A 24,501-nucleotide genomic window follows, 5' to 3' on the forward strand; every position below is an offset into this window, starting at 1 on the left:
TTTTCAGACGTTCATATGCCGGAATAACGCCCACAGCCGTGGCAGGTTCCTAGCGGACAAGGTCCGGCGGAACGCCGCCGTCGATATGGGCCTGCAGGTTCGCCAGCGCGCGCAGGCCCATGCGGGTGCGCGTGTCGTCGGTGGCCGTTCCCAGGTGCGGCAGCAGCGTGGCATTGGGGGCATCCAGCAGGGCCTGGGGCACATGCGGCTCTTGCGCATAGACGTCCAGGCCCGCGCCCGCGATGCGGCCGTCCACCAGGGCTGCGATCAAGGCGTCTTCGTCCACCACGTCGCCGCGGGCGATGTTAACCAGCACGCCTTGGGGACCCAGGGCCTCCAGTTCGGCCGCGCCGATCAGGCCGCGCGTGGCCGCCCCCCCCGGCACGGCGATCACCGCCACGTCGCAGGCCGAGAGCATGGCGCGCAGATTGCCGATCTGGCGGGCCGGAAACTCCAGCCCCGCGACGGTCGAGCGGTTGAAGAACACCACCTCCATCCCGAAGCCCAGATGCGCGCGCCGGGCGATGGCCTGGCCGATCCGGCCCATGCCGACGATGCCCACGGTGCGGCCCGACATCTCGGCGCCCAGCAGCTGCGTGGGGTTCCAGCCGGTCCAGCCGCCCGCGCGCAGCAGGCGTTCGCCCTCGGACGCGCGGCGCAGCACCATCAGCATCAGCGTCAGCGCGATGTCGGCGGTGGCGTCCGTCACCACGTCGGGCGTGTTCGTGACCGCCACACCGGCGGCGCGGGCCGCGGCGATGTCGATATGGTTGAACCCCGCGCCGAAATTGGCCAGCAGCCTGCAGCGCAGATCGCCCTGGAAGGCCTCGGCCCCGAAGGCGTCGCCAAGCGTCGGGATGATCGCATCATAATCGCGCATCGCCTGGCCCGCCTGATCGACGGTCAGGGGCGTGTTGTCGCGGAATGTCGCGTCGCAGGCCGCGAGGATGGCGGCGGTGGCGCGGTCGGTCATCGGGCGGGTGACAAGAACCTTCAATAGAGGCGGCCTCCGTTGGGGACGGGCAGGTCGGGGCGGATCAGCACGACCTCTCCGTCGGGGTCGGGCACGCCCAGGACCAGCACCTCGGACATGACGGGGCCGATCTGGCGGGGCGGAAAGTTCACGACGCACAGCACCTGCGTACCGACCAGCGTCTGGGGGTCGTAATGACGGGTAATCTGGGCCGAAGACTTGCGCTCTCCCAGATCGCCCAGGTCGAGCCACAGCTTGATCGCGGGCTTGCGCGCCTCGGGGAAGGGTTCGGCGCGGGTGATGGTGCCGACGCGGATGTCGACCTTCAGGAAATCGTCAAATGTGATCATCCGCGACCCAGCTCCCGCCCGCGTTCGGTCGCGGCCGCCACGGTGCGCACCATCAGCGGCGTCAGGCCCGCATCGTCGTCCATCAGCACCGCCAGCCCCGCCGCGGTCGTCCCGTTGGGAGAGGTCACATTGCGGCGCAGCACGACCGGGTCCTCGTCCGCATGGACGGCCAGCGCACCCGCGCCGGCCACGGTCATGCGCGCCAGTTCCAGCGACAGCGCGGGCGAAAGGCCCTGCGCCTCGCCCGCGGCGGCCATCGCCTCGATCAGGTGGAACACATAGGCCGGGCCGCTGCCGGACAGGCCGGTGACGGCGTCCATCTGGCCCTCATGCTCCAGCCGGACGACGCGGCCCACGGCGCGCATCAGCGCCTCGGCCAGGTCCAGGTGCGCGGGCGTTGCGGCACCGTTGCCGATCATCGCAGAAATGCCCTGACCGATGGCCGCGGGCGTGTTGGGCATCACCCGGATCACGGGTGCGCCGGGAAAGGCCGCCTCGAAGGTCGCGATGGTCGTGCCTGCCGCGACCGATATCACCAGGCTGCCCGACAGGTCCGGCATGGCAGACAGCGCGCCACCCATCATCTGCGGCTTGACCGCCAGCACGACCACGGCCGGATCAGACGGCAGGTCCGCATTCACGCGCAACCCGCGGTCCTGCCATTCGGGTGCCAGGTTCGGGTCGATGACCGTGACCGCGCCCGCGTCCAGCCCGCGCGCCAGCCACCCCTGCAGCATCGCCCCGCCCATGCGGCCGCATCCGACCAGGACCAGTCCGCGCGCATTGATATCGTCGAAATCGCTCATGTCAGGCCCGTCCGTAGGTTTCGCCCAAGGCAATCTCCAGCGCCGCGGCGGGCGAGGTGCCGCCCCACCCGGCCAACTGGAACGAAGGATAGAACCGCTCGCACGCGGCCAGGGCGGTGCCGATCATCCGGTCCACCTGTTCCGGCAGCGCGATCGCGTCCCCCGCCAGCACCAGCCCGTACCGCCAGACCATCTGCCGCTGCGGCGCGCAGAAGGTGAAGGCCCCGTCCCAGACCCGGTCGTTGGCCAGGTTGATCGTCTGATAGATGGCCGGCATGCGGTCCGCCGGCGGGTCCATGTCAAAGCTGCAGATCAGCCGCAGGACCGCGTCGCGGGGCGACCATGCCAGGGTCAACGCATAGCGGCGCCACTGGCCGTCCACATCCATGACGATCTGATCCTCGGCCAGGCGGTCGAACTCCCAGGCATGGTGGGTGGCCACGGCCTCGACGATGTCGATCGGGTGGATGTCGTCGATGCGCATGGAGGAATCGATCTGCGTCATGGTCTGCCTGTGGCTGCGGTCTTGCGCCGCGGTGGTCCTTGGGTGGCCACACAACACCGGGGGTCGGCGGCCATGGCGCTTACAACATATCGTGGTCGGCTTTACCACTGGTGTAAAGTCCGAATTGCCCCCGCGGCGGTGGTGTCCTAGCAGGGGCGGACAGGACCAAGGGGGCGGCATGGCACGCGATCACGGCGGCAATCTGGATGCGGCGCAGGCACGGTTCGGCACGGGCGACTGGATCGACCTGTCAACCGGCATCAACCGCAGGCCCTGGCCGGTCCAGCCCCTGTCGGACACGGCCTTTCGCGCGCTGCCGATGGCCAGGGCGGAACGGGCGCTGATCCGGGTCGCCGCGGAATGGTTCGGCTGCGCGGACGACCATGTCCTGCCGATGGCGGGGGCCACGGCGGCGATCCAGCTGCTGCCGCGCCTGCGGCCCGCGGGCCATGCCGCGGTGCTGACGCCCAGCTACAACGAACATGCGGCCAGCCTGACCGCCGCGGGCTGGCGCGTCACCCCCGCCCCCGACCTGGACAGGTTGGATGGCGCCGACCTGGCCGTCGTCGTGAACCCCAACAACCCCGACGGGCGGGAATGGTCGCCCCTGGTCCTGGCCGCGCTGGCACGGCGGGTCGGCCTGCTGATCGTCGACGAAAGTTTTGCGGATGCGCGCCCCGACCTGTCGCTGGCCCGGTCCCTGCCCGCCAATGCGGTGGTGCTGCGCAGCTTCGGCAAGTTCTGGGGTCTGGCCGGGCTGCGGCTTGGCTTTGCGCTGGCCGCGCCTGACCTGCTGTCGCAGCTGCGCGAGGCCGCAGGCCCCTGGTCCGTCAGCGGCCCCGCGCTGGAGATCGCGACCGCCGCCATGGCCGACCGGGCCTGGGCCGACGACACCGTCACCTATCACGCCGAAGCCGCGCTGAACCTTGACCGGCTGGCCGCGCGTGCGGGCTGGCGGCCCCTGGGCGGGACGCATCTGTTCCGCCTGTACGACACACCGGACGCGCAGGTGGCCCAAGACACGCTGGCCCGCGCACATATCTGGACGCGGCGCTTTCCGTATTCGGACCGCTGGCTGCGGCTTGGCATTCCCGGCAGCCGGGACGAGTTCGCCCACGTCGGGCAGGCCCTGACCCGCTAGCGCTTGCGCAGGAATTCCGTGCGCAGGACCAGGCCCCTGATGCCGTCGTGGCGACAGTCGACCTCTGCCGGGTCGTCGGTCAGGCGGATGCCGCGGATCACGGTGCCCTGCTTGATCACGGTGCTGCTGCCCTTGACCTTCAGGTCCTTGATGACGACCACCTGGTCGCCGTCGGCCAGCGACGTGCCCGCGCTGTCGCGCACGATGCCGGCGGCGGCGGCCTCGGCCGCGACCTCGGCGGCGGGGCGCCATTCGCCCGTGGCCTCGTCATAGACATAGTCGTCATCGGCCATGGTCTGCCCTTTCGCGGCTGGCGGCGCAGGGTGCCGCCCGTCACGCCTTAGGCCGCAGGGGCGGGCCGCGCAACCTCTGGCGCAGGGCGCGGGGTTTGGCCATGATGGGCCTGCGAAAAGGATGCCCCCGATGATGCGACTTGCCCTGTTTCTGACGATGCTGGCCGCCCCCGCGGCCTTGGCCGACGCGCCGCTGATGGTGCTGGACCGCACGCAGCTGCCGTTCGACCTGGGGCCCGGGAACCCCGCCAACAGCCCCGCGCGGCCGGGCAATGCGCCCCATGCGGCCTGGAACTCGGCCGGAAACACCGCGAACGCGCCGACTGCACCGGGCAACCGCCCCACCGACCGCGTGAACGAGGGGCGGGTGATCTTCACCTCGGACGGGTCGGTGGTAGGCTATTACGCGCCGAACGCGGTCGGGGTGCTGAACCTGTTCGACACCCAGGGCCGGCGCATCGCCTATCGCCCGGCGCGGGGCACGAAAAGCCTGTTCACCGTGCAGGGCGCCTGGTGCGGCACGGTCGACGGGCTGCGCGACGGCAGTCTGGTGCTGGCGGTCACGCCCGATTGCGCGCGCCAGTTCATGCGCTGACACCCTATCGTCACATTCCGTCCCTAGACCGCAGCAAAGCCACCGGAGACGCAGATGAACGACTACAAGGACTGGCTGCAGGCAGAACTGCAGGAGACCCTGGACGAGGATATCGAGCTTGAGATGGAGGACGCCGCCCTGTCGGCCGAGATCCGGCGCATCTATCGCAGCCACCATCCCGACCAGATGGACCGCAAGCTGTATTTCCGCGAACTGCTGCGCCTGCAGTCCGAACTGATCCGCCTTCAGGACTGGGTCAGCCACAACAACGAACGTGTCGTGGTCCTGTTCGAGGGGCGCGACAGCGCCGGCAAGGGCGGCGCCATCAAGCGCATCACGCAGCGGCTGAACCCGCGCGTGGCCCGCGTCGTCGCCCTGCCCGCCCCGTCCGACCGGGAAAAGACGCAGTGGTATTTCCAGCGCTATGTCCCCCACCTGCCGGCGGGCGGAGAGATCGTGCTGTTCGACCGCAGCTGGTACAACCGTGCGGGCGTCGAACGCGTCATGGGTTTCGCCACCGAGGATCAGGTCGAACAGTTCTTCCAGGATGTGCCCGAATTCGAACGCATGCTGGTCCGGTCGGGCATCCGGCTGGTCAAGTACTGGTTCTCGATCACGGACGAGGAGCAGCAGATGCGGTTCCAGATGCGCATCCACGACCCCCTCAAGCAGTGGAAGCTGTCGCCCATGGACCTGCAGTCCCGCGTCCGGTGGGAGGCCTATACCAAGGCCAAGGAGGACATGTTCGAACGCACGAACATCCCCGAGGCGCCCTGGTACATCGTACCCGGCAACGACAAGAAGCGCGCGCGTCTGAACTGCATCGACCACCTGCTGGGCCTGATCCCCTATGGCGACGTGGACCACGAACAGATCACGCTGCCCGATCGCGTCTTCAACCCCGATTATGAGCGCGACGCGGTCCCCCGCGAGCTGTATGTTCCGCAAAAATACTGAACCGGGGCGACGATGCTAGAATATCATGTCTATGACGTCTTCACCGACCGGCCCTTTGCGGGCAATCCGCTGGCCGTGGTCATGGGGGCCGATGCCCTGAGCACACGGCAGATGCAGACCATCGCCCGCCAGTTCAACCTGTCCGAGACGATCTTCGTCATGGCGCCGCGCGATCCCGCGCACCGCGCCCGCGTCCGCATCTTCCTGCCGCTGGCGGAGATTCCCTTCGCGGGCCACCCCACCATCGGCTGCGCGCTGCACCTGTCGGCGGGCGACGGCGATCTGGTGCTGGAGGAGGAGGCTGGGCCGGTCCCGGTGACCATCCGAGACGGCCTGGCCGAATTCGCGGCCCCCGTGCTGCCGCAGCTGGGCGATGCGTTTGCAGCTGACCTGGCCGCCGCGGGCCTGGGCCTTGGCGCGGACCGGATCGGCTTTGGCAACCATCGGCCGGTCGTGGCCCATGCGGGTCCGGCCTTCATCTTCGTGCCGCTGCGCGACGCGCAGGCCCTGTCCGATGCCCGCCCCGCGGGGGCCGCGTTCGAGGCGCTTACGGCACGGGTCGGCAAGGTCTATGCCTATGCCCCCGACGGCGCGGGGTTCCGCGCGCGCATGTTCGCCCCCGGCAGCGGCGTCCCCGAGGACCCCGCCACCGGATCGGCCACCGCGACCCTGGCCGCCCCCCTGCTGGCCGCAGGCGTCCTGCCCGAGGGAGAAAGCCGCCTGTCCCTGCGCCAGGGGGTCGAGATGGGGCGCCCGTCGCAGCTGGGCCTGCGCATCGCCGTCAGGGGCGGCGCGCTGGCGCAGGTCTGCGTGTCCGGCCGTGCCGTTCCCGTGGCCCAAGGCCGCATCCGCATCCCGGAGGACACATGACCAAGGCTTATTGGATCGCCCATGTGACGATCGACGACCCCGACGCCTATGACGCCTATCGACGGGCCAATGCCGCGCCCTTTGCGGAATACGGCGCGCGCTTCCTGGTGCGCGGTGGCGCGCAGCAGGTGGTCGAGGGCCATGCCCGCCCCCGCAGCGTCGTGATCGAGTTTCCCTCGCTGGAGGCGGCGCAGGCCTGTTACGACAGTCCCGGCTATCAGGCGGCCAAGGCGCTGCGCGAGCCGGTCTCTGCCGCAGATGTGATCATCGTCGAGGGCTGGCCCGGCTAGACCGCAGGCACCTTCGGGGGCATCCTTCGGCCATGTTCATGGACCTGCTGACACGCCTGATGGGCGATACCGCCGCGCCGATCGACCGCGACGATGCCGAACTGGCCATCGCCGCGCTGCTGGTGCGCCTGGCGCGGGCCGACGATCATTACGATCAGGCCGAACGCGACCGGATCGAGCAGGTCCTGTCCCGCCGCGGCCTGACCGCCGCCGAGGCCGCCGCCCGCCGCGCCCAGGCCGAGGCGCTGGAGGCGGAGGCCAGCGACACCGTCCGCTTTACCCGCCAGATCAAGGACCGCATCGCGCTGGAGGATCGTCGTGCCGTTCTGGCCGCGCTGTGGGAGGTCGCCTATGCCGACAACAGCCGCGACGCGGATGAGGACAGCCTGATCCGCCTGGTCTCCAGCCTTCTGGGCATGACCGACCGCGAATCGGCCGAGATCCGTCAGCAGGTGCTGGCCCGGACGGGCCTAGAACCCTAACCGGTCGCGCAGCCCGAACCACGCCATCCCCGCCACCAGCAGCGGCTTGCGCAGGGCCGCACCGCCCGGAAAGGGCCGGGTGGGAACGGCAGCCATCGCGTCGAACCGTTCGGCCTGGCCCGCCACGGCCTCGGCCATCAGCCGCCCCGCCAGCGTGGCCATCGCCACGCCATGCCCGGAATAGCCGCTGGCCGACAGGCAGTTCGGCGCGGGGCGGGTGAAGCAGGGCATCCGGTTCATGGTGATGGCCAGCGTCCCGCCCCAGGCATGGGTCAGGGGCACGTCCCGCAGCTGCGGATAGACCGACAGCAGATGCGGGCGGACCACCGCCGCAATGTCGCGCGGAAAGCGGTAGGTGACCGTCTCTCCACCGCCGAAGACCAGCCGCCGGTCGTCGTCGACGCGCCAGTAGTTCACGACGAATTTCGTGTCCGCCACCGCGATGCGGTCCGGCAGGATCTCGGGGTGGTCGTCCAGCGGCGGGGTCGCGACGATATAGTTGTTGATGGGCATGACCCGCGCGGCCACGCCCCGGTCCAGATCGCCCAGATAGCCGTTGCAGGCCAGGATGACGTGATCGGCCCGCAGCACGCCCTGATCGGTGCGGATGGTGCTGGGCGCGCCATGGGTCAGGCCGGTGACCTGCGCGCGCTCATGGATCACGACGCCCGCATCCCGCGCCAGCCACGCCATCCCAAGGGCCAGCGCCAGCGGCTGCACATGCCCCGCCCCGCGGTCCAGATCGCCGCCGACATAGGCAGTGCTGCCCAAGGCCGCCGCCAGCCCGTCGCGATCCAGGGGCGTGACCCGGTCATAGCCGTAATGCCGTGCCAGATGGTCGGCCATGTGGCGGGCGTGTTCGACCTCCGCCCCGCTGCGGCAGGCATGGGCGATGCCGTCCCGGACCGGCACGCCCGCTTCGGCCGCGATGTGGCGGACGGCGGCCTTGGCCTCCTCGGCCAGGTCCCACAGGCGGCGGGCCATGTCGCGGCCCAGCTGCGCCTCCAGCCAGTCGACCTCCTGCCGCTGGCCGGACCCGATCTGGCCGCCGTTGCGGCCCGAGGCGCCGAACCCCACGCGCTGCGCCTCCAGCACCCGGACCGACAGGCCGCGACGCGCCAGATGCAGCGCGGCGGACAGCCCGGTATAGCCCGCCCCGATCACCGCGACGTCCGCCCGCGCCTCGCCCCGCAGGGGCGGCAGGTCGGGCTGCGGCCCGCACTGGTCGGCATAGAGGCTGGGCGGATAGGCCCCTAGCCCGTCGTTCAGGTGCAGCAGGTTCATACGTTCAGCAGCAGATGTTCGCGTTCCCACGGGCTGATGACCTGCAGGAACTCCTTGTATTCATTGCGCTTGACCGATTCGTAGACGGCGCAGAAATCCTCGCCCAGCACGCCGCGCATGGGTGCGCTCTCGGACATCAGGTCCAGCGCGTCGCCCAGGTTGTAGGGCAGCTCGTCCTCGGACATGTAGGCGTCGCCCAGGCATTCGGCGCGCGGGTTCTCGGCCTCCAGCAGGCCCAGATAGCCGCAGGCCAGGCTGGCGGCGATGCCCAGATAGGGGTTGCAGTCCATCCCCGCCAGCCGGTTCTCCAGCCGCCGCGCCTCGGGCCCCGAGATCGGCACCCGCAGGCCCGTGGTGCGGTTGTCGCGCCCCCATTCCAGGTTGATTGGCGCCGCGAAGTCCGGGACATAGCGGCGATAGCTGTTCACATAGGGCGCCAGCAGCGCGATGGCCGCGGGCAGGTGCTTCTGCATGCCGGCGATGAAATGCAGGAAGGCCGGCGTCTCACGGCCCTTTTCGTCGGAAAAGATGTTCCGGCCCGTTTCGATATCGGTGATCGAATGATGGATGTGCATGGCGCTGCCCGGCTCGCCCTCGATGGGCTTGGCCATGAAGGTGGCAAAGCAGTCGTGGCGCAGCGCGGCCTCGCGGATCAGCCGCTTGAAGTAGAAGATCTCGTCGGCCAGGGCCACCGGATCGCCATGGTTCAGGTTGATCTCGACCTGGCCCGCGCCGCCCTCCTGCAGGATGCCGTCGATCTCGAAACCCTGGGCCTCAGCAAAGTCATAGATGTCGTCGATGACTTTGCCGTATTCGTCCACCGCCGACATGGAATAGGCCTGTTTGGCCGCCGCGCGCCTGCCCGTGCGGCCCATGGGCGGGATGATCGGCTGGTTCGGGTCGATGTTGCGGGCGACCAGGAAGAACTCCATCTCGGGCGCCACGACCGGGTTCCAGCCCTTGTCACGATAGAGCTGCACCACGCGCTTCAGCACGTTGCGCGGCGCGATGGGCATGGGGTTGCCCTGCTGGTCGGTCGCGTCATGGATGACCTGGATGGTCCAGTCCGCGGTCCAGGGCGCGGCGGTGGCGGTCGAATAATCCGGAACCATCACCATGTCCGGTTCGGTGAAGGCGCCCGACGGGTTGTCGGCCCATTCCCCGGTGATCGTCTGCAGGAAGATCGAATTGGGCAGGTAGAACTGGTTTTGCCGCGCGAATTTCGACGCGGGCATGGCCTTGCCACGGGCGACGCCCGCCATGTCGGCCACGATGCATTCGACCTCGTCCAGGCGGCGCCCGGACATGAAGTCGCGCGCGGCCTGGGGCAGTTTCTCGGTCCAGTCGCTCATACGGCACCTTTGTCGGCTTGCGCCAGGGCGCGGGGTTGCTTGAAGAAGGCCTCGATCCGGTCGGCCAGCAGGGACGCGCCGTCTGCCTGCCCCATGCGGGCCGCAGCCCCGGCCAGCAGGTCGTCCGGAACGACACCCTTGGCGCGGGTGTCCATCAGCCCTTGGATGAAGTCGTCGCCGAATTCCGGATGCGCCTGCACGGTGAAGGCCCTGTCGCCGTAGATCAGCGCGGCGTTTTCGCAGAAGGCGTTCCGGCCCGCGACCTGCGCGCCGGGCGGCAGGGCCAAGACCTGATCCTGGTGCCAGGCGTTCAGCGTGACGGGCTGGCCGCCGAAATCGTAATCCTGCGCGCCCACGGCCCAACCGCCGGGATGCTTGACCACGGTGCCGCCTAGGGCCTGCGCGATGATCTGATGACCAAAGCAGATGCCGACCATCGGCACGCCCGCATCGTGGACGCGGCGGATGAAATCCTCCAGCGGCGGGATGAAGGCGTGATCCTCATAGGCCCCGTGGCGCGAGCCGGTCAGCAGCCAGCCGTCCGCATCGTGGATGTCCTGTGGAAACTCCATTCCCTCGACATGCCAGGTGGTGAAGTCGAATCCGCGCCCGGCCAGCAGGCGCACGAACATGTCCGGATAGTCGCCCAAATCCCGCTTCAGCTGCGCCGGCGACTGGCCGCATTGAAGGATGCCGATCCGCATGAAAAACCTTGATGTTGCTTGTGTCCGAAGCCTAGTCGCCCCGCAGGGGGGGCCGCAAGGGGGGCGTTTGCGCCTTTTGGCGGTCTGGCCGCGCAGACGCACAGGCGCTAGGCTGCGCGCAACGGAAAGGATGCACCCATGCCCCATCAGCGCCCCGAGATCGACCCGGACGGCCTTGACGAATTCTCGGTCGTGTTCACCGACCGGTCCCTGAACCACATGTCGAAACGCTTTCAGCAGGTCATGCGCGATCTGTCGGCGGGTCTGTGCGAGGTCTATGGCGCGGCCCAGGTGGCGATCGTGCCGGGCGGCGGCAGCTATGCGATGGAATCGGTCGCGCGCCAGTTCGGGCGCGACGCGCATGCGCTGATCGTCAGGAACGGCTGGTTCAGCTATCGCTGGAGCCAGATCTTCGACGCGGGCGCATTCGCGCGCGAGGTGACCGTGGTCAAGGCCCGCCCGCAGGGGAACGCGCCCCAGCTCGCCTATGCGCCCCCGCCCATCGACGAGGTCGTGGCCCGCATCCGCGACACGCGCCCCGACGCGGTCTTTGCCCCGCATGTGGAGACCTCGGCCGGGCTGATCCTGCCCGACGACTATATCACCGCGCTGGCCGATGCCGCGCATGAGGTGGGCGCCCTGATGGTGCTGGACTGCATCGCGTCGGGCGCCATCTGGGTCGACATGCGGGCCACGGGCGTCGACGTGCTGATCTCGGCCCCGCAAAAGGGCTGGTCGGCGTCGCCCGCCGCAGGCCTTGTCATGCTGTCCGATCGCGCCGCCGAACGACTGGCCACCACCGACAGCGACAGCTTTGCGCTGGACCTTAAGAAATGGCGCGCGATCATGCAGGCCTATCTGGATGGCGGCCATGCCTATCATGCGACCATGCCCACCGACGCGCTGCTGGGCCTGCGCGACGCGATGGAGGAGACCCGCGCGATGGGGTTCGCTGCCGCGCGCGACGCGCAATGGCGCCTTGGCCGGGCGGTCCGCGACGAACTGTCCGCGCGCGGCATCCGCTCGGTCGCGGCCGAGGGGTTCCAGGCGCCGGGCGTCGTGGTCAGCTATACCGACGACCCCGAGGTCAAGTCGGGCCGTGCCTTCGCCGCCCTCGGCACCCAGATCGCGGCGGGCGTGCCGCTGGCCGTGGATGAGGGGGCCGACTTCTCGACCTTCCGCATCGGGCTGTTCGGTCTGGACAAGCTGCGCGATGTCGACGGCACGATGGCCCGGCTTGTGCCGGTGCTGGACCAGGCGACCGCCCCGCGCGGCTAAGCCTTTGACGCGCGCGTCACGGCGGGATAGTGCCCCGCCGTGACCATGTGGCGACAGGACCCCGACATGACGCTGACGATCGACCTGGAAAGCCCGCTTGGGCCCGACCTGGACCTGCTGTTCCAACGCCACACCGCCGAGATGCATGCCGATACTCCGCCGGGATCGATCCACATGATGCCCAAGGAGGCGCTGGAGAACCCCGCCATCGCGTTTTTCGTGGTGCGCGACGCGGGCCAACCTGTGGCCATGGGTGCCATCAAGGACCTGGGCGCATCCGAGGGAGAGCTGAAATCGATGCACGTGCTGTCCGAACAGCGCGGGCGGGGCGTGTCGCGGATGCTGCTGCGGCACATGCTGGGTCACGCGCGGAACGCGGGCTATGCCAAGCTGTCGCTGGAAACCGGCGTGCAGCCCGGATTTGTCGCAGCGCGTGGCCTCTATGCCCGCGAGGGGTTCACGGAATGCCCGCCCTTCGGCAGCTATCGCGCCGACCCGCATTCGGTCTTCATGACGCTGATGCTGTAATGCAAACGGCGCGCATCCTGCGATGCGCGCCGTCGTCTTCCTGTCGATCAATCAGTGCTCGTGCGTGGGCAGAGCCTTCAGATCATCCTTGGTCCAGTTGGTCCGGGCATGTACGGTGCCGCTTTCGTCGCGCATGAAATCCAGGTCGGTCGCCGGAACCATGACCGGCTTGGCGCCGATGCCCAGGAACCCGCCAACGTCCAGAACGACCTTGGCCGAAGCGCCCATGCCATGCGTGTGCGACACGCTGCCGACGGTTTCGTCGCCCGGGCCATAGACGGTGGCGCCGTCCAGAACGGCCTCGGTCAGTTCGTTGTGGGTCAGTCGCGTGTGGTTTGCGTGGTCCATGTCGACCTCCTTCAGGTGGTGTGGCACATCAACACCGGCCCCGCGGGTGCCGTTCCGTGGTCATGGGAAGGCCCTGCGCACAAGTTCGTGCTTGCCAGGGCGATTAGCGTCTGGATTGCCGATGCGCCTGCCGCTAAGAAAGGCCAGCCCGCCGGCCCCGTAGCTCAACTGGATAGAGCAATTGACTTCTAATCAATAGGTTGCAGGTTCGAATCCTGCCGGGGTCGCCATTTTCCGTTTCAGCTCAGACCCTTACCGCACCAATCGGTGCATCTTTTCCTGTCCATAAGGACAGGATGACGCCGCCACCGACTTCAGACAAAAGAGGCTTATCGGCCGGGCGTCCTTGGTGGTTGGTTTAAAGAGTTCAGACGCCCGGCCGATCTGTCACCCCTGCGGTCAAGTGCCATCCGCGGGCGTCCCCAGATCCCACCACAGCCCCGCCATGATCGCCAGCGCCTGCCGCGACAGGCTTTGCAACGCATGTTCGTCGGGCGCGTGCTGACAGCAGCCACGATAGGAATGGGGCACCCAGATCGTCGGCAGGCCCAGGATTTCCGCAAAGCATTCGTTGGGCAGCGACCCGGCCAGGTTCGGCAGCAGATGCGGGTCCTGCCCGGTCGTCCGCCGGACCGACACCGCGACCCGGCGCACCCAGTCATGGTCGGGCATCAGCCGCGTGGCATGGGCGGGATCGCCGTCCCGCGGCACGATGCGCACCGCGTGATGGCCGTGGCGGTCCAGGTGGCGGCGCAGCGCCGGCAGGATGTCGTCCGGATCGGTCCCCACAACATAGCGCAGCTGGCAGGTCGCCCGCGCGCGGCCCGCGATGGCGTTCACGGGTGCGTCGGGCACGCCGGCGGTCATCGCCAGCACCGCGAAGCTGTTCCAGCCAAAGGCGCGTTCGGTGGGTGTCAGCCCGACCTCTCCCCAATCGGCATCGACCTGGGGGCCGCCCGCCTCGATCACCGGCAGGTCGCGCAGGGCGTCGCGCAGCGCGGGCGTCAGGCTGTCGGGGCGCCATTCCGGGACCTGGATCTGGCCGCGCCGATCGCAGATAGTGGCCAGCGCATGGGCCAGGATCATCGCCGGATCCGCCAGAAGACCGCCCCAGTTTCCCGAATGATGCGCCCCCGACCGCAGCTCCAGCACCAGATCAAAGGCCAGCGCCGCGCGCGATCCCATGAACAGCGTCGGCACGTCGGCCTGCAGGCGCGGGCCGTCGGATGCGATCAGCACGTCGGCCGCCAGCGCATCGGCATGGTCCCGGCAGACCTGGGCCAAGCCGGGCGATCCGGTCTCCTCGGACATCTCGAAGATGATCCGCGTGTTGAAGCCCAGATGCCCGCGCGTATCGATGACCGCCTGCAGCGCGGCGAGGTTGATCAGGTGCTGCCCCTTGTTGTCGGCCGCGCCACGGCCATACAGGCGGTCGCCCTCGGCGGTCAGGACAAACGGCGACAGCCCGTCGCGCCACTGGTCGGTCTGGGCGCGGACCACGTCGCCATGACCATAGGTCAGGACCGTGGTCAGGGCCGGATCCTCGATCCGTTCCGCGATCAGCAGAGGGCCGCCGCGCGGGTCGGGATTGTCCAGCACCCGCGGGGCGAAACCCAGACCGGACAGGCGCGGTATCATCGCCTCGGTCAGATAGCGGTCCAGATGGGGCCGCTGCGCCGGGTCCTGGCTTTCGGTCGGATGTGCCACCAAGGCTGCCAGATCGGCCTGGAATCCGCCCTGGTCGAAATAACCTTCGGCGCGGGCGACCGCATCCTGTCGCGCATCGGTCATGGGCGAACCTCTGGGCGGTATCCGGCGGACGCCTCGATCAGGTGGGTGGTATAGGGCTGGGCGCCCTGCCCCGCCCGCAGATGGGATGCCGGCAGGATCTCGACGATGCGGCCGCGCTGCATCACGGCCAGCCGGTCGCACATATGGGCGATCACCGACAGGTCGTGGCTGACCATCAGATAGGTCAGCCCGTGTTCGTCGCGCAGATCGGCCAGCAGGTTCAGGATCTCGGCCTGGACGCTGACGTCCAGCGCGCTGGTCGGCTCGTCCAGCAGCAGCAGGCGCGGCTCCGCCGCCAGCGCGCGGGCGATTGCCACGCGCTGACGCTGTCCCCCGGACAGCTGGTGCGGATAGCGGAAGCGGAACCCCCGGCCCAGGCCCACGTCGTCCAGCAGCTTGACGATGCGCTGGTCGATCCGGTCCATGCCCTGCAGGCGCAGGGTTTCCGCCAGGACGGCATCGACGGAATGGCGCGGATGCAGGCTGGCATAGGGGTCCTGGAACACCATCTGGACGGTGCGAAAGAACGCCCGGTCGCGCCGCTCTCCCTTCTGGATCTGACCGTCGACCGCGATCCGGCCGGACCAGCCGGGGATCAGGCCTGCGATGGTGCGCAGGATGGTCGACTTGCCCGAACCGCTTTCGCCGACCAGGCCAAAGCTTTCGCCCGGCGCCACGTCGAAGGCCGCATCGTGGACGGCGGTGACGCGGTCGGGCTCTTGCCCGAACCAGACGGTCAGATCGGCAACGCTCAGCATCTCAGGGGCCTTTCACGACGGGGTCGCGCCAGCTGTCCTGGCGCTGGAGGACCGACAGGCGCGACACCGGCGCGTCCAGCCGCGGCAGGCTGTCCAGAAGCCCGCGGGTATAGGGGTGCTGGGCCCGGTGCAGGTCGCGGGCGGGCAGCGTCTCGACCACGCGGCCGGCATACATGATCAGCACGCGGTCGCAGAACTGCGCCACCAGGTTCAGGTCGTGGCTGATGAAGATCAGCCCCATGCCGCGGTCGCGGACCAGCCGGTCCATGATGTGCAGCACCTCGGTCCGGACCGACACGTCCAGCGCGCTGGTCGGTTCGTCCGCGATCAGGATCTGCGGGTCGGGGGCCAGCATCATGGCGATCATGATGCGCTGACCCATGCCGCCCGACACCTCGTGGGGATAGCTGTCCATGACGCGTTCGGGGTCGCGGATCTGCACGGCCTCAAGCATCTCCAAGGCCTTTGCGCGGGCAGCCGCGCGGGGCGCGCGGGCGTGCAGGCGATAGGCCTCGATGATCTGCTGGCCCACGGTCATCACCGGGTTCAGGCTGAACTTGGGGTCCTGCATGACCATGCTGATGCGCCCGCCGCGGACGCTGCGCATCTGCCGGTCGGGCAGGTTCAGGATGGACTGGCCCTCCAACTCCATCCGGGCGGCCTCGACCCGGCCGGGCGGACGCACCAGGCCCAGGATCGCGCGGCCGGTCATGGACTTGCCCGACCCGCTCTCGCCCACGACGCCAAGGCGTTCGCGGCCCAGGTCGAAATCGATGCCGCGCACGGCCTGGAACTCGCCCTGCCGGGTCGGGAAGGTGACGCGCAGGTCGCGCACGGACAGAAGGGGTTCGGTCACGACTTGTCTCCCTTGGGGTCCAGCACGTCGCGCAGCCCGTCGCCCAGCAGGTTGAAGGCCATCGACACCAGAAAGATCGCGATGCCCGGCATGGCGGCGACCCACCAGAAGTCCAGGATATAGCCCCGCCCGTCCGAGATCATCGCCCCCCATTCGGGCAGCGGCGGCTGTGCACCGAGGCCCAGAAAGCCCAAGCCCGCCGCAGACAGGATGATCCCCGCCATGTCCAGTGCCACCCGCACGATCAGCGACGACAGGCACAGGGGCCAGATGTGGCGGATCAGCAGGCGCAGCCGCCCCGCCCCCTGCAGGCGCGCGGCGGCGATGAAGTCGGCGTTGCGGATGGTCAGCGTCTCGGCGCGCGCCAGGCGCGCATAGGGCGGCCAGGCGGTCAGCGCCAGCGCCAGCACCGCATTGCCGATGCTGGGCCCCAGGGCCGCGACGAAGGCCAGCGCCAGGATCAGCTTGGGGAAGGCCAGAAAGATGTCGGTCACCCGCATCAGCACCTGGTCCACCCAGCCCCCGGCGAACCCCGCCACCGTGCCGATCAGCAGCCCGATGACCGGCGCGATCAGCGCGACCGTGCCCACGATGAACAGCGTGATGCGCGAGCCGTGGATCAGCCGGGACAGGATGTCGCGCCCCAGGGCGTCGGTGCCCAGCCAATGCGCGGCAGACGGCGGCTGCAGCCGGTCGGCCAGGTTCTGGGCATAGGGGTTCTGCGGCGCGATCCAGGGCGCCAGGATCGCCATACCGATCAGCAGCACCAGGATGATCAACCCGACCATCGCCAGCTTGTTGGCGCGAAAGGTCAGCCAGCCCTGATAGATCGCGCCAAGCCGCGCCTGGCGGCGGGTCTGGGGCGCGTCGGACAGCAACCAATCGCGGCGTGTCATGGCGCTCATGTCGACCTCGGGTCCAGGAAACGATAGAGGATGTCGCTGAACAGGTTCAGCACGACAAAGCACACGCCCACGACCACCGTACCGCCCAGGACCGCGTTCATGTCGCCCGACAGAAGGCCGCGGGTGATGTAGCTGCCCAGTCCCGGCCAGCTGAAGATGATCTCGGTCAGGACCGACCCTTCCAGCAGAGAGCCGAAGGACAGCGCGATGACCGTCACCAGCGGGATCGCGATGTTGCGGAAGGCGTGGCCCCAGATGACGGCGCGTTCGGACAGGCCCTTGACGCGGGCGGTGGTGATGTATTCCGCCGACAGCTGCTCCAGCATGAAGCTGCGCGTCATGCGGCTGATATAGGCCAGCGAATAATAGCCCAGCAGGCTGGCCGGCAGGATGATGTGGGAGAAGGCGTCGCGGAACGCGCCCCAGTCCCCGGCGATCAGGCTGTCGACCAGGATCATGCCGGTCACGTTCGGCACCATCCCGTCATAGATGATCCCCTGCCGCCCCGGCCCCCCGACCCAACCCAGCATGCCATAGAAGATCAGCAGGCCCATCAGCCCCAGCCAGAAGATCGGCATCGAATAGCCGACCAGCGCCACGACGCGGGCGACCTGGTCGATGACGCCGCCGCGCCGCGCCGCCGCGATCACGCCCAGGGGCACGCCGATCACGACGCCGATGAAGGTGCCCAGGGCCGCCAGCTCGAAGGTCGCGGGAAAGACGCGGGCGATGTCCTGTGCCACCGGCTGCCCGGTGGAGATGGAGCGCCCGAAATCGCCGCGCAGCACGTCGCCCACATAGGACAGGAACTGCACGATCAGCGGCTTGTCCAGGCCCATCGCCACATAGGCGGCGTCGTACTGGGCCTGGGTGGCGCGGTCGCCCACCACCTTCAGCACCGGGTCGATCGGCATGACCCGCCCGATGATGAAGGTGACCAGCAGCAGGCCCAGCAGCGTCAGCGTCAGCGACAGGACGGTCCCCGCCACGCTGCGCAGGCGCCGGCGGGTCAGGGCGCGGCGCCGCGACGGTGCGGTCGCGGCGCCGGTTGGATCGGTCAGGGCCATTTATTCGCCCTTCGTCACCTGGCGATACATGACCGACGAGATGGCGCCGCCGCTCCACCAGTTCTGGACGCCGTCGCGCAGGCCGACCTGTTCGATGCGCTGGAACAGCGGAACGATCGGGGCCTCGGCCTGGTACTGGCGCTGGATGTCCTGGTACATCGCGGCGCGGGCGTCGGCGTCCTGCTCCAGGGTGGCGGCGACAGTGGCCTCGTTCATCTCGGCCGGCACCTCATAGGCGTTGCGCCAAGCCAGCAGGCCCACGGCCGCGGCCTCGTCGCTGTTGTCGGGGTTATAGGCGAAGGTCGCGGCATTGGTGTTCGGGTCCGAGTAATCCGGCCCCCATTCGCCCAGGAAGATCGGAACCTCGCGGGCGCGATAGGCGTCCAGCACCTGCGCGCCGGTCATCTGCTCGATCTCCAGCGTCAGGCCGACCTGGGCCATCGACGCCTGCAGGGTCTGGGCCACGTCCACGTATTCGCGCAGGTCGCGCACGCGGGTGGTGATGGTGCCGCCCTCGATCCCCGCATCGGTCAGGATCTGGCGGGCCTTCTCCACGTCATAGGTCCAGGGCTGCTCGTCCAGCACGCCCAGATAGCCCTGGGGCAGGAAGGTCTGGTGGGTGACGAACTGACCCTTCAGAAAGCTGCCGGTGATGCCCTCGTAATCGACGAGGTGCTTCATCGCCTCGACCACGGCGGGGTTCGACAGCAGTTCGTCCTTCTGGTTCAGGCCCATGTACAGGATGCGGCCGCGCGGCTCGTCCTGGATGGTCACGCCCTCGACCGCGGCGATGGACTCCACGTCCGTCGGCGTCAGGTTGCGCGCCACGTCGATGTCGCCCTGCTCCAGCAGCAGCCGTTGCGCACTGGATTCGGCGACGTTGCGCACGATCACGCGCTTCATCTCGGGGGCGCCCTGCCAGTACTCCTCATAGGCGGTCAGCTGCACCGCCTCGTTCGGACGCCAGGCCGACAGCACATAGGCGCCCGACCCGGCCTCGTTCGTGTTCAGCCAGGCATTGCCCATGTCGCCGTCGACCTCGTTGGCCATGACGGTCTCCATGTCGACCACGCTGGCGATGTTGGCGGTCAGGCAGTTCAGCACGAAGGTCGGCGCATAGGGCTTGTCCATCGTCAGCGTCAGCGTGTTGCCGTCGGCGGTGATCATCTGATCGACGTTGTCGGCGGTAAAGCCGAACTGGGTCAAGATGAAGGCCGGGGTCTTGTCCAGCTTGACCGCGCGCTGCAGCGACCAGGCGGCGTCCGCGGCGCGCACGGGGTTGCCGGAATGGAAGGTCGCATCCTCGCGCAGCGTGAAGGTGATGGACAGGCCGTCCTCCGACACCGCCCATTCGGTCGCAAGGCTGGGCTGGAAGCCCGCGTCCGGGTCCAGCGGGTTGAAATCGACCAGCCGGTCATAGGTGTTGTTGTTGACGTCGTTGCCCGCGAACTCGAAGCTTACCGCCGGGTCCAGGCTGATGATGTCGTCGATCGTGTGGGCCACGACCAGGGTGTCGGCCGGCGTCTCGGCCCAGGCCGCGGGTGCAAGCGCCAGCGCCGAGGCCAGAAGCATGGCGCGCATGGTCAGGGGATATGTCATGTGAGGTTCCTGTCGGTGATCGGCCCCCGCTGTGTCGCGGGGTTGCATGTCATGCAGCCTGCCGCAGGCCCGTCCGGCATTCAATGCCAATCTGACGGCCGGCCCGACGGGAAGGGCCTAGCCCGCCCTGACATCCCCGACGACCGGCCCATCCAGCGCGGACGCGTCGCGCAGCGGGTGATCGGCGCTCATCACCTGTCCGCTGACGCGGTTTCGCCCGGCCAGCTTGCTGCGATACAGCATCCGGTCGGCCCCGGTCAGCCAGAAGGCGTTGTCGCTGCCCATGTCGCATCGCCCGGACGCCACGCCGATGCTGATCGTCACCACCTGCCCCACCTGCGAGGCGCGGTGCGGGATGGACAGTGCCTCGACCCCGGCGCGCATCGTCTCGGCCAAGTGAAGGGCGCCGTCCAGGTCGGTGCCGGGCAGGATGCAGGCGAACTCCTCGCCGCCGTAGCGCGCGCACAGGTCGCCCGACCGGCGGATCGCCTGCGCCAGCGCCTGCGACACGGCCTTGAGGCAGATGTCCCCCTCGGGGTGGCCATAGCTGTCGTTGAAGCCCTTGAAGTGATCGATATCCAGCATCAGCACCGCGATCAGACCGCCGTCGCGCGCCTGCCGGTGCAGCTCCGCCTGCAGGCGGCGTTCCAGCATGCGCCGGTTGGCCAGCCCCGTCAGCGGATCGCGCAGCGCCTGCTCGGTCAACTGGTCGCGCATCCGCTTCATCTGGACGTGGTTGCGCACGCGCCGCTGCAGGGCGGCCGGGCGGATCGGCTTGGTGACATAGTCGATCGCACCGACTGCCAACCCGCGCAACTCGGCCTCGTCATCGCCCAGGGCGGTGGCGAAGATCACCGGAATGTCGCTGAGCAGCGGGTCGGCCTTGAAGATGCGGCACAGCTGATAGCCGTCCATGCCGGGCATCACCACGTCCAGCAGGATCAGGTCCGGCCTGCTTTCGCGGGCCACCTGCACGGCCTGTTCGCCGGACAGGGCAAAGCAGATCTCGTATTCGTCCTCCAGCACGGCGGTGACGATCTCGATGTTGGCGGGTTCGTCGTCGATCACAAGGATGACGGGGCGGTTGTCCATGTTCATATCCCTGGTTGACCGGTGTCGGGGTGGGGGCGGTTCAGCAGCGCATCCGCCGCGGCATAATCCAGCCGCAGCAGCGCGCGGCGCACGGGGTGGTCGTCTATCGCCATTCGGTCCAGCTGCAGCGCCTCGGCCAGCGCGTCAAAGCTGGCACGGGCGGCCATGCTGCGACGGCGGACCTGGTCGCGCAGATGGCCGCGCAGCTGGGCGATCCGCGCGCTGTCGCCGGCCGGGGTGGGCGGCGATGCGGCCGCGTGGGGCGTGCCCGCCCCCGCGGTCAGGCTGTCGGCGGCGGCGATCGCTGCAGCCAGCGGGCCGGACAGCTGCGCCAACAGCGCGTCGATGTCGGTCGTGTCATCGGCCTGCAGAAACGCCTCGATCTGCCCGGCAAGGGCCGCGATCCGGGGCAGCTCCAGCGAGGCCGCGACCCCCTTCAGGGTATGGGCGGCACGATGGGCGTCCTGGCGTCGTCCGTCGGCGATCAGCTGCGCGATCTGCGCGACAGCATCGCGGTTCCCTTCGGCAAAGGACAGGATCAGGCGGCGCAGCAGCGGCCGCTTGCCGTTCACCCGCGCCAGCGCGGCGGGAATGTCGAAGGGCGGCAGGTGATCGGGCAGGTCCGCGGCACCCACCCCCTCGGCCCGCGGGGCCGGGGCGGCGGCGGTGGGCACGATCCGCATGTGGCGTGCCAGCACCGCGATCAGGCGCGCGGGATCGACGGGCTTGGTCACGTGATCGCACATCCCCGCCTGCATGCAGGCGCGGCGTTCGTCGTCATAGGCATGCGCGGTCAGCGCGATGATGGGCAGGGCCTCGGCCGTGTGCGTCAGGCGGATCTGCCGCGTGGCGGTCAGCCCGTCCATCTCCGGCATCTGCATGTCCATCAGCACGGCGGCATAGCCCGCCGCACCGGCCTCGACCATCCGGCAGGCGACAAGCCCGTTCTCGGCGCAATCGACCAGCAGGCCCGCATCGCCCAAAAGCGCGACCGCGATCTCTTGGTTGATCGGATTGTCCTCGACCAGCAGCACGCGTTGACCGCGCATCGCCTCGGGCAGCACGGGGGCGGCGGGCAGGTCGGGCGCGACCTCGGGGACATGGCGTTCGGCCAGCCCGGGCAGCTGCTTGAGCGCATCCAGCAGGTTGCGCGCGTTGATGGGCTTGGCCAGGAACAGATCGATCGTCTCTCCGCCGGCCTCGGCCATGACGGCATCGACGCCGTGCGCGGTCATCACCATCGTGGCGGGCATCCGCCGCAGACCCACCCGCCGCAGCGCGCGCAGCGTCTGCAGCCCGTCCAGATCGGGCATCTTCCAGTCCAGGATCACCAGGTCATAGGGATGGCCCCGCTGATCAGCCGCCTGCACCATGTCCAGCGCCGCGCGGCCCGAGGGCGCCAGGATCACCCGGATCTGCCAGCGGGCAAAGATCGCCTCCAGCATCTTCAGCGCGATGGGGCTGTCATCCGCGATCAGGATGCGCAGGGCGCGGATCGCGCTGCAGGGCAGGATCGCCTCGGCGGCGTCCACCTGTCCGATCCCCAGGCACAGCGAGAAGGTGAACCGGCTGCCCTGCCCCGGCACGCTCTCCGCGCGGATCCAGCCGTCCATCTGCTGGACGATCTGCTTGCAGATCGCCAGCCCCAGCCCCGTCCCCCCGAACCGCCGCGTGGTCGAGCTGTCGGCCTGCGTGAACGGCGTGAACAGCCGGCCGACCTGGTCGGGCGTCATGCCGATGCCGCAATCGCTGACCGAGATCTCGACCCGCGCCTGGTCGTCCTGCCGTTCGACCAGGCGGGCGGTCAGCACGATCTCTCCGTCCTCGCTGAACTTGGTCGCGTTGCTCAACAGGTTCAGCAGCACCTGGTTCAGGCGCAGCTCATCCCCGACCAGCATCTCGGGCAGGCGCTCGTCGATCTCCTGGCGCAAGGTCAGGCGGCGGGCGGCCATGGTGTCGGCCACCATCTGGACCTGGCATGACATCGCCGAACGCAGGTCGAAGGGCCGCGCCTCCAGGGTCAGCGCCCCCGCCTCGTTCTTGGAAAAATCCAGCAGGTCGTTGATCAGGCGCAATAGGACGCCCCCCGCGGTGCTGATCCGGCTGACATGCTCGCGCTGGCGCGGTTCCAGCGTAGTTCGCTGGACCAGGTGGCAAAAGCCCAGGATGGCGTTGATGGGGGTGCGGATCTCGTGGCTCATGTTGGCCAAGAACATGCTCTTGGTGCGGTTCGCCTCCTCGGCCTCGCGGGTGCGTTCCTCCAGGGCGGCGCTTTTGGCCACGATCTCATCGCTCATTTTGCCGATGCGGTCGAAGGACTGGACGACCTTGTCGCTGACCCAGACCAGAACCGCGGTCTGAAACGCCACGATGGCCCCGTGCAGCAGCACCCGCGCCACGTCGCCGTCGGTCGAGAACACGGCATTCGGCAGCAGATAGAACAGCACCAGATGATGCACAGTGATCGCCGCCGCCGACATGATCAGGGCCGACCGATCGAACCATGCCAGGTTCAGCGCCAGCACGGCATAGAAGTACATGTGCATGTCCATCTGCCAGGCGTGCCCCTCGAACACCAACAGGAACAGCGCAGGCTCGCCCACCAGGGCCACGGCGGCGATGTTGCGCGTCACCGGCCGAGTGCGGCGCAGCCTCCACAGCAGGTGATAAAGCGCGGCTAGCCCCCCGGCCAGTGCCATCGCCGTAAACGGTGACATGCTGCCCACCCACAGCGCGGCCAGGCCGATTACCGGGACATGAGCCCAGAACAGCGTGACCAGCATCCGGCCATAGCGCGCCCGCAGCGCGTTCAGTTCGACGTTCATCGTGCCCCCTCCGCGTCCGACGCGACGCATCCCAAAGATCCCGGCGCGGGCAGCACCAGCCATGCGCCCCGCTGGCGGACGCGGTCCTCGAACCCGTCGTCGCCCGACAGCACGACCGACAGGCCGGGCAGCGCGCCAAAGGCGATCACCCCGCCCCCGGCGGCATGGACCAGGTCCAGAACCTGCGCCCGATGCAGGCCGGGACTGGTCATAACAAGGAACTGTCCCGGCGCGCCCGGGCGGGTCAATGCATGGCCCGCCAGCGCAACCAGCCCCGCCAGCGCCAGCGCCAGCGCCGGCAAAAGCGCGCCCAACGCACCCCCCTCGGTTTCGGGCGCCGTCATGTCGGCACCGGTTCCAGATGTCACGATGTGCTCCTGCCCTATCCTTGAAGTGCACAATATCCCGCAACGCGTCGTCCGTCCGCAGACCGGTCGAATGCAAGAATGTCCAAAACGATGCGGTTCATACGGAACCAGTGGCGTAACCGTGCGCCCACGGGGGGTCCGGGGGCGCGTAGCCCCCGGCCACCGCGGGACGCAATCCGCGTGCAACGGCCCTCGCAGACGGGCCGCCGAACCCCGCCCCCGCCCGGCGCTGCCATGGCTGCCTAAAAATCATGGGACAAAGCGGATCAGTCGCCCCGCACGACTGTATTTCGTGAAGGATTCCCTATTCTGAGATGGGGCAGTGGCTCCAGGCTAGTCGATCATCGCTGCATTCTGTGATCTCAACAACATCGCCCACCCGCGGGGTCGTGTGATCGACCGGCGGCTGGTTCCTATGTGCTGCTCGCTTCCAATACTCCCTCCACCGGATGCCATAAGTGACAGCGCCGGCCCGCCCATCGCT

The 24,501-nt window shown here is 68.8% G+C and carries 26 protein-coding genes and 1 tRNA gene; 9 read left to right on the plus strand and 18 right to left on the minus strand.

Going from position 1 to position 24,501, the window contains the following annotated elements:
* Positions 1–49 precede the first annotated feature (49 nt).
* The 4 genes from SY26_RS13855 to SY26_RS13870 are packed head-to-tail and all read right to left on the minus strand — an operon-like array spanning position 50 to position 2,634.
* The gene (locus tag SY26_RS13855; protein WP_046000994.1) at positions 50–997 is read right to left on the minus strand and encodes a D-glycerate dehydrogenase; all 948 of its coding nucleotides are present in this window, start codon (positions 995–997) and stop codon (positions 50–52) included.
* The gene (locus SY26_RS13860) at positions 994–1,323 is read right to left on the minus strand and encodes a tRNA-binding protein (protein WP_046000995.1); all 330 of its coding nucleotides are present in this window, start codon (positions 1,321–1,323) and stop codon (positions 994–996) included. The genes SY26_RS13855 and SY26_RS13860 overlap by 4 nt, the downstream gene beginning before the upstream one ends.
* Entirely contained in the window at positions 1,320–2,129 is an 810-nt protein-coding gene (gene proC, locus SY26_RS13865; protein WP_046000996.1) for a pyrroline-5-carboxylate reductase, read from the minus strand. The genes SY26_RS13860 and proC overlap by 4 nt, the downstream gene beginning before the upstream one ends.
* A 1-nt stretch (position 2,130) precedes the next feature.
* Positions 2,131–2,634 carry a YbjN domain-containing protein gene (locus SY26_RS13870; RefSeq protein ID WP_046000997.1) on the minus strand — a complete coding sequence of 168 codons (504 nt, stop codon included), beginning with the start codon at positions 2,632–2,634 and terminating at the stop codon, positions 2,131–2,133.
* A gap of 178 nt (positions 2,635–2,812) precedes the next feature.
* On the opposite strand from SY26_RS13870, the gene cobD reads away from it, so the two are divergent.
* Complete coding sequence (cobD, locus tag SY26_RS13875) at positions 2,813–3,775, plus strand: threonine-phosphate decarboxylase CobD (protein WP_046000998.1); 963 nt, start codon at positions 2,813–2,815, stop codon at positions 3,773–3,775.
* Here the strand turns inward: cobD and SY26_RS13880 are convergent.
* Positions 3,772–4,068, minus strand: coding sequence for an alkylphosphonate utilization protein (locus SY26_RS13880; protein ID WP_046000999.1), 297 nt, complete (start codon positions 4,066–4,068; stop codon positions 3,772–3,774). The genes cobD and SY26_RS13880 overlap by 4 nt on opposite strands.
* A 130-nt stretch (positions 4,069–4,198) precedes the next feature.
* On the opposite strand from SY26_RS13880, the gene SY26_RS13885 reads away from it, so the two are divergent.
* The 5 genes from SY26_RS13885 to SY26_RS13905 are packed head-to-tail and all read left to right on the plus strand — an operon-like array spanning position 4,199 to position 7,262.
* Positions 4,199–4,663: a hypothetical protein gene (locus SY26_RS13885; protein WP_064503567.1), complete on the plus strand. Its 465-nt coding sequence runs from the start codon at positions 4,199–4,201 to the stop codon at positions 4,661–4,663.
* A 54-nt stretch (positions 4,664–4,717) separates the two neighbouring features.
* On the plus strand, positions 4,718–5,620 hold the full coding sequence (gene ppk2 / locus SY26_RS13890; protein ID WP_045981633.1) for a polyphosphate kinase 2: 903 nt from the start codon (positions 4,718–4,720) through the stop codon (positions 5,618–5,620).
* Positions 5,621–5,632: 12 nt separating this feature from the next.
* Positions 5,633–6,490, plus strand: a complete 858-nt coding sequence (locus SY26_RS13895; protein ID WP_046001000.1) for a PhzF family phenazine biosynthesis protein — start codon at positions 5,633–5,635, stop codon at positions 6,488–6,490.
* On the plus strand, positions 6,487–6,780 hold the full coding sequence (locus tag SY26_RS13900; RefSeq protein ID WP_046001001.1) for a DUF1330 domain-containing protein: 294 nt from the start codon (positions 6,487–6,489) through the stop codon (positions 6,778–6,780). The genes SY26_RS13895 and SY26_RS13900 overlap by 4 nt, the downstream gene beginning before the upstream one ends.
* A gap of 38 nt (positions 6,781–6,818) precedes the next feature.
* The gene (locus SY26_RS13905) at positions 6,819–7,262 is read left to right on the plus strand and encodes a TerB family tellurite resistance protein (protein ID WP_342775287.1); all 444 of its coding nucleotides are present in this window, start codon (positions 6,819–6,821) and stop codon (positions 7,260–7,262) included.
* On the opposite strand, the gene SY26_RS13910 is transcribed toward SY26_RS13905, so the two are convergent.
* Genes SY26_RS13910 through SY26_RS13920 form a run of 3 tightly spaced genes read right to left on the minus strand, consistent with a single transcriptional unit; the run spans position 7,251 to position 10,602 of the window.
* Entirely contained in the window at positions 7,251–8,546 is a 1,296-nt protein-coding gene (locus SY26_RS13910; RefSeq protein ID WP_046001003.1) for an FAD-binding oxidoreductase, read from the minus strand. The two genes, SY26_RS13905 and SY26_RS13910, sit on opposite strands and share 12 nt — an antisense overlap.
* Positions 8,543–9,898, minus strand: coding sequence for a glutamine synthetase family protein (locus SY26_RS13915; RefSeq protein ID WP_046001004.1), 1,356 nt, complete (start codon positions 9,896–9,898; stop codon positions 8,543–8,545). The genes SY26_RS13910 and SY26_RS13915 overlap by 4 nt, the downstream gene beginning before the upstream one ends.
* A complete protein-coding gene (locus tag SY26_RS13920; protein ID WP_046001005.1) occupies positions 9,895–10,602 on the minus strand; it encodes a type 1 glutamine amidotransferase in 708 nt (235 codons plus the stop codon). Before SY26_RS13920 ends, SY26_RS13915 begins: the two co-directional genes overlap by 4 nt.
* 138 nt (positions 10,603–10,740) lie before the next feature.
* On the opposite strand from SY26_RS13920, the gene SY26_RS13925 reads away from it, so the two are divergent.
* Both SY26_RS13925 and SY26_RS13930 read left to right on the plus strand, forming a co-directional pair.
* Positions 10,741–11,880, plus strand: a complete 1,140-nt coding sequence (locus tag SY26_RS13925; protein WP_046001006.1) for an aminotransferase class V-fold PLP-dependent enzyme — start codon at positions 10,741–10,743, stop codon at positions 11,878–11,880.
* A gap of 66 nt (positions 11,881–11,946) precedes the next feature.
* Positions 11,947–12,408: a GNAT family N-acetyltransferase gene (locus SY26_RS13930; protein ID WP_046001007.1), complete on the plus strand. Its 462-nt coding sequence runs from the start codon at positions 11,947–11,949 to the stop codon at positions 12,406–12,408.
* Positions 12,409–12,459: 51 nt separating this feature from the next.
* Here the strand turns inward: SY26_RS13930 and SY26_RS13935 are convergent, their stop codons facing one another.
* Complete coding sequence (locus SY26_RS13935; protein WP_046001008.1) at positions 12,460–12,756, minus strand: hypothetical protein; 297 nt, start codon at positions 12,754–12,756, stop codon at positions 12,460–12,462.
* A 153-nt stretch (positions 12,757–12,909) separates the two neighbouring features.
* On the opposite strand from SY26_RS13935, the gene SY26_RS13940 reads away from it, so the two are divergent.
* Positions 12,910–12,986: transfer RNA gene (locus SY26_RS13940), tRNA-Arg, on the plus strand.
* 169 nt (positions 12,987–13,155) lie between these two features.
* Here the strand turns inward: SY26_RS13940 and SY26_RS13945 are convergent.
* The 9 genes from SY26_RS13945 to SY26_RS20000 form a co-directional block, all read right to left on the minus strand.
* The gene (locus SY26_RS13945; protein ID WP_046001009.1) at positions 13,156–14,547 is read right to left on the minus strand and encodes a M20 family metallopeptidase; all 1,392 of its coding nucleotides are present in this window, start codon (positions 14,545–14,547) and stop codon (positions 13,156–13,158) included.
* A complete protein-coding gene (locus SY26_RS13950; protein WP_046001010.1) occupies positions 14,544–15,305 on the minus strand; it encodes an ABC transporter ATP-binding protein in 762 nt (253 codons plus the stop codon). The genes SY26_RS13945 and SY26_RS13950 overlap by 4 nt, the downstream gene beginning before the upstream one ends.
* Position 15,306: 1 nt before the next feature.
* Positions 15,307–16,161, minus strand: a complete 855-nt coding sequence (locus tag SY26_RS13955; protein WP_046001011.1) for an ABC transporter ATP-binding protein — start codon at positions 16,159–16,161, stop codon at positions 15,307–15,309.
* A complete protein-coding gene (nikC, locus tag SY26_RS13960; protein WP_046001012.1) occupies positions 16,158–17,066 on the minus strand; it encodes a nickel transporter permease in 909 nt (302 codons plus the stop codon). The genes SY26_RS13955 and nikC overlap by 4 nt, the downstream gene beginning before the upstream one ends.
* A complete protein-coding gene (locus SY26_RS13965) occupies positions 17,063–18,133 on the minus strand; it encodes an ABC transporter permease (protein WP_046001013.1) in 1,071 nt (356 codons plus the stop codon). The genes nikC and SY26_RS13965 overlap by 4 nt, the downstream gene beginning before the upstream one ends.
* Positions 18,134–19,732 carry an ABC transporter substrate-binding protein gene (locus tag SY26_RS13970; protein WP_045981646.1) on the minus strand — a complete coding sequence of 533 codons (1,599 nt, stop codon included), beginning with the start codon at positions 19,730–19,732 and terminating at the stop codon, positions 18,134–18,136.
* A gap of 117 nt (positions 19,733–19,849) precedes the next feature.
* Positions 19,850–20,824 carry a diguanylate cyclase gene (locus SY26_RS13975; RefSeq protein ID WP_198143173.1) on the minus strand — a complete coding sequence of 325 codons (975 nt, stop codon included), beginning with the start codon at positions 20,822–20,824 and terminating at the stop codon, positions 19,850–19,852.
* A 2-nt stretch (positions 20,825–20,826) separates the two neighbouring features.
* On the minus strand, positions 20,827–23,649 hold the full coding sequence (locus SY26_RS13980) for a response regulator (RefSeq protein WP_046001015.1): 2,823 nt from the start codon (positions 23,647–23,649) through the stop codon (positions 20,827–20,829).
* Positions 23,646–24,017 carry a hypothetical protein gene (locus tag SY26_RS20000; protein WP_139598429.1) on the minus strand — a complete coding sequence of 124 codons (372 nt, stop codon included), beginning with the start codon at positions 24,015–24,017 and terminating at the stop codon, positions 23,646–23,648. Before SY26_RS20000 ends, SY26_RS13980 begins: the two co-directional genes overlap by 4 nt.
* Between the last annotated feature and the right edge of the window lie 484 nt (positions 24,018–24,501).

The organism is Paracoccus sp. 228 (assembly GCF_000967825.1).
Taxonomy (GTDB): Bacteria; Pseudomonadota; Alphaproteobacteria; order Rhodobacterales; family Rhodobacteraceae; genus Paracoccus; species Paracoccus marcusii.

Excerpts from the sequence above, each read along its gene's own strand:
- SY26_RS13970 (WP_045981646.1), bottom strand. The coding sequence starts at position 19,732 with ATGACATATCCCCTGACCATGCGCGCCATGCTTCTGGCCTCGGCGCTG.
- SY26_RS13965 (WP_046001013.1), bottom strand. The coding sequence starts at position 18,133 with ATGGCCCTGACCGATCCAACCGGCGCCGCGACCGCACCGTCGCGGCGC.
- SY26_RS13935 (WP_046001008.1), bottom strand. The coding sequence starts at position 12,756 with ATGGACCACGCAAACCACACGCGACTGACCCACAACGAACTGACCGAG.
- SY26_RS13870 (WP_046000997.1), bottom strand. The coding sequence starts at position 2,634 with ATGACGCAGATCGATTCCTCCATGCGCATCGACGACATCCACCCGATC.
- SY26_RS13885 (WP_064503567.1), top strand. The coding sequence starts at position 4,199 with ATGATGCGACTTGCCCTGTTTCTGACGATGCTGGCCGCCCCCGCGGCC.
- SY26_RS13950 (WP_046001010.1), bottom strand. The coding sequence starts at position 15,305 with ATGCTGAGCGTTGCCGATCTGACCGTCTGGTTCGGGCAAGAGCCCGAC.
- cobD (WP_046000998.1), top strand. The coding sequence starts at position 2,813 with ATGGCACGCGATCACGGCGGCAATCTGGATGCGGCGCAGGCACGGTTC.
- SY26_RS13895 (WP_046001000.1), top strand. The coding sequence starts at position 5,633 with ATGCTAGAATATCATGTCTATGACGTCTTCACCGACCGGCCCTTTGCG.
- SY26_RS13980 (WP_046001015.1), bottom strand. The coding sequence starts at position 23,649 with ATGAACGTCGAACTGAACGCGCTGCGGGCGCGCTATGGCCGGATGCTG.
- SY26_RS13945 (WP_046001009.1), bottom strand. The coding sequence starts at position 14,547 with ATGACCGATGCGCGACAGGATGCGGTCGCCCGCGCCGAAGGTTATTTC.
- SY26_RS13900 (WP_046001001.1), top strand. The coding sequence starts at position 6,487 with ATGACCAAGGCTTATTGGATCGCCCATGTGACGATCGACGACCCCGAC.
- SY26_RS13930 (WP_046001007.1), top strand. The coding sequence starts at position 11,947 with ATGACGCTGACGATCGACCTGGAAAGCCCGCTTGGGCCCGACCTGGAC.
- SY26_RS13880 (WP_046000999.1), bottom strand. The coding sequence starts at position 4,068 with ATGGCCGATGACGACTATGTCTATGACGAGGCCACGGGCGAATGGCGC.
- SY26_RS13915 (WP_046001004.1), bottom strand. The coding sequence starts at position 9,898 with ATGAGCGACTGGACCGAGAAACTGCCCCAGGCCGCGCGCGACTTCATG.
- ppk2 (WP_045981633.1), top strand. The coding sequence starts at position 4,718 with ATGAACGACTACAAGGACTGGCTGCAGGCAGAACTGCAGGAGACCCTG.
- SY26_RS13975 (WP_198143173.1), bottom strand. The coding sequence starts at position 20,824 with ATGGACAACCGCCCCGTCATCCTTGTGATCGACGACGAACCCGCCAAC.
- nikC (WP_046001012.1), bottom strand. The coding sequence starts at position 17,066 with ATGAGCGCCATGACACGCCGCGATTGGTTGCTGTCCGACGCGCCCCAG.
- SY26_RS13905 (WP_342775287.1), top strand. The coding sequence starts at position 6,819 with ATGGACCTGCTGACACGCCTGATGGGCGATACCGCCGCGCCGATCGAC.
- SY26_RS13860 (WP_046000995.1), bottom strand. The coding sequence starts at position 1,323 with ATGATCACATTTGACGATTTCCTGAAGGTCGACATCCGCGTCGGCACC.
- proC (WP_046000996.1), bottom strand. The coding sequence starts at position 2,129 with ATGAGCGATTTCGACGATATCAATGCGCGCGGACTGGTCCTGGTCGGA.
- SY26_RS13925 (WP_046001006.1), top strand. The coding sequence starts at position 10,741 with ATGCCCCATCAGCGCCCCGAGATCGACCCGGACGGCCTTGACGAATTC.
- SY26_RS13910 (WP_046001003.1), bottom strand. The coding sequence starts at position 8,546 with ATGAACCTGCTGCACCTGAACGACGGGCTAGGGGCCTATCCGCCCAGC.
- SY26_RS13920 (WP_046001005.1), bottom strand. The coding sequence starts at position 10,602 with ATGCGGATCGGCATCCTTCAATGCGGCCAGTCGCCGGCGCAGCTGAAG.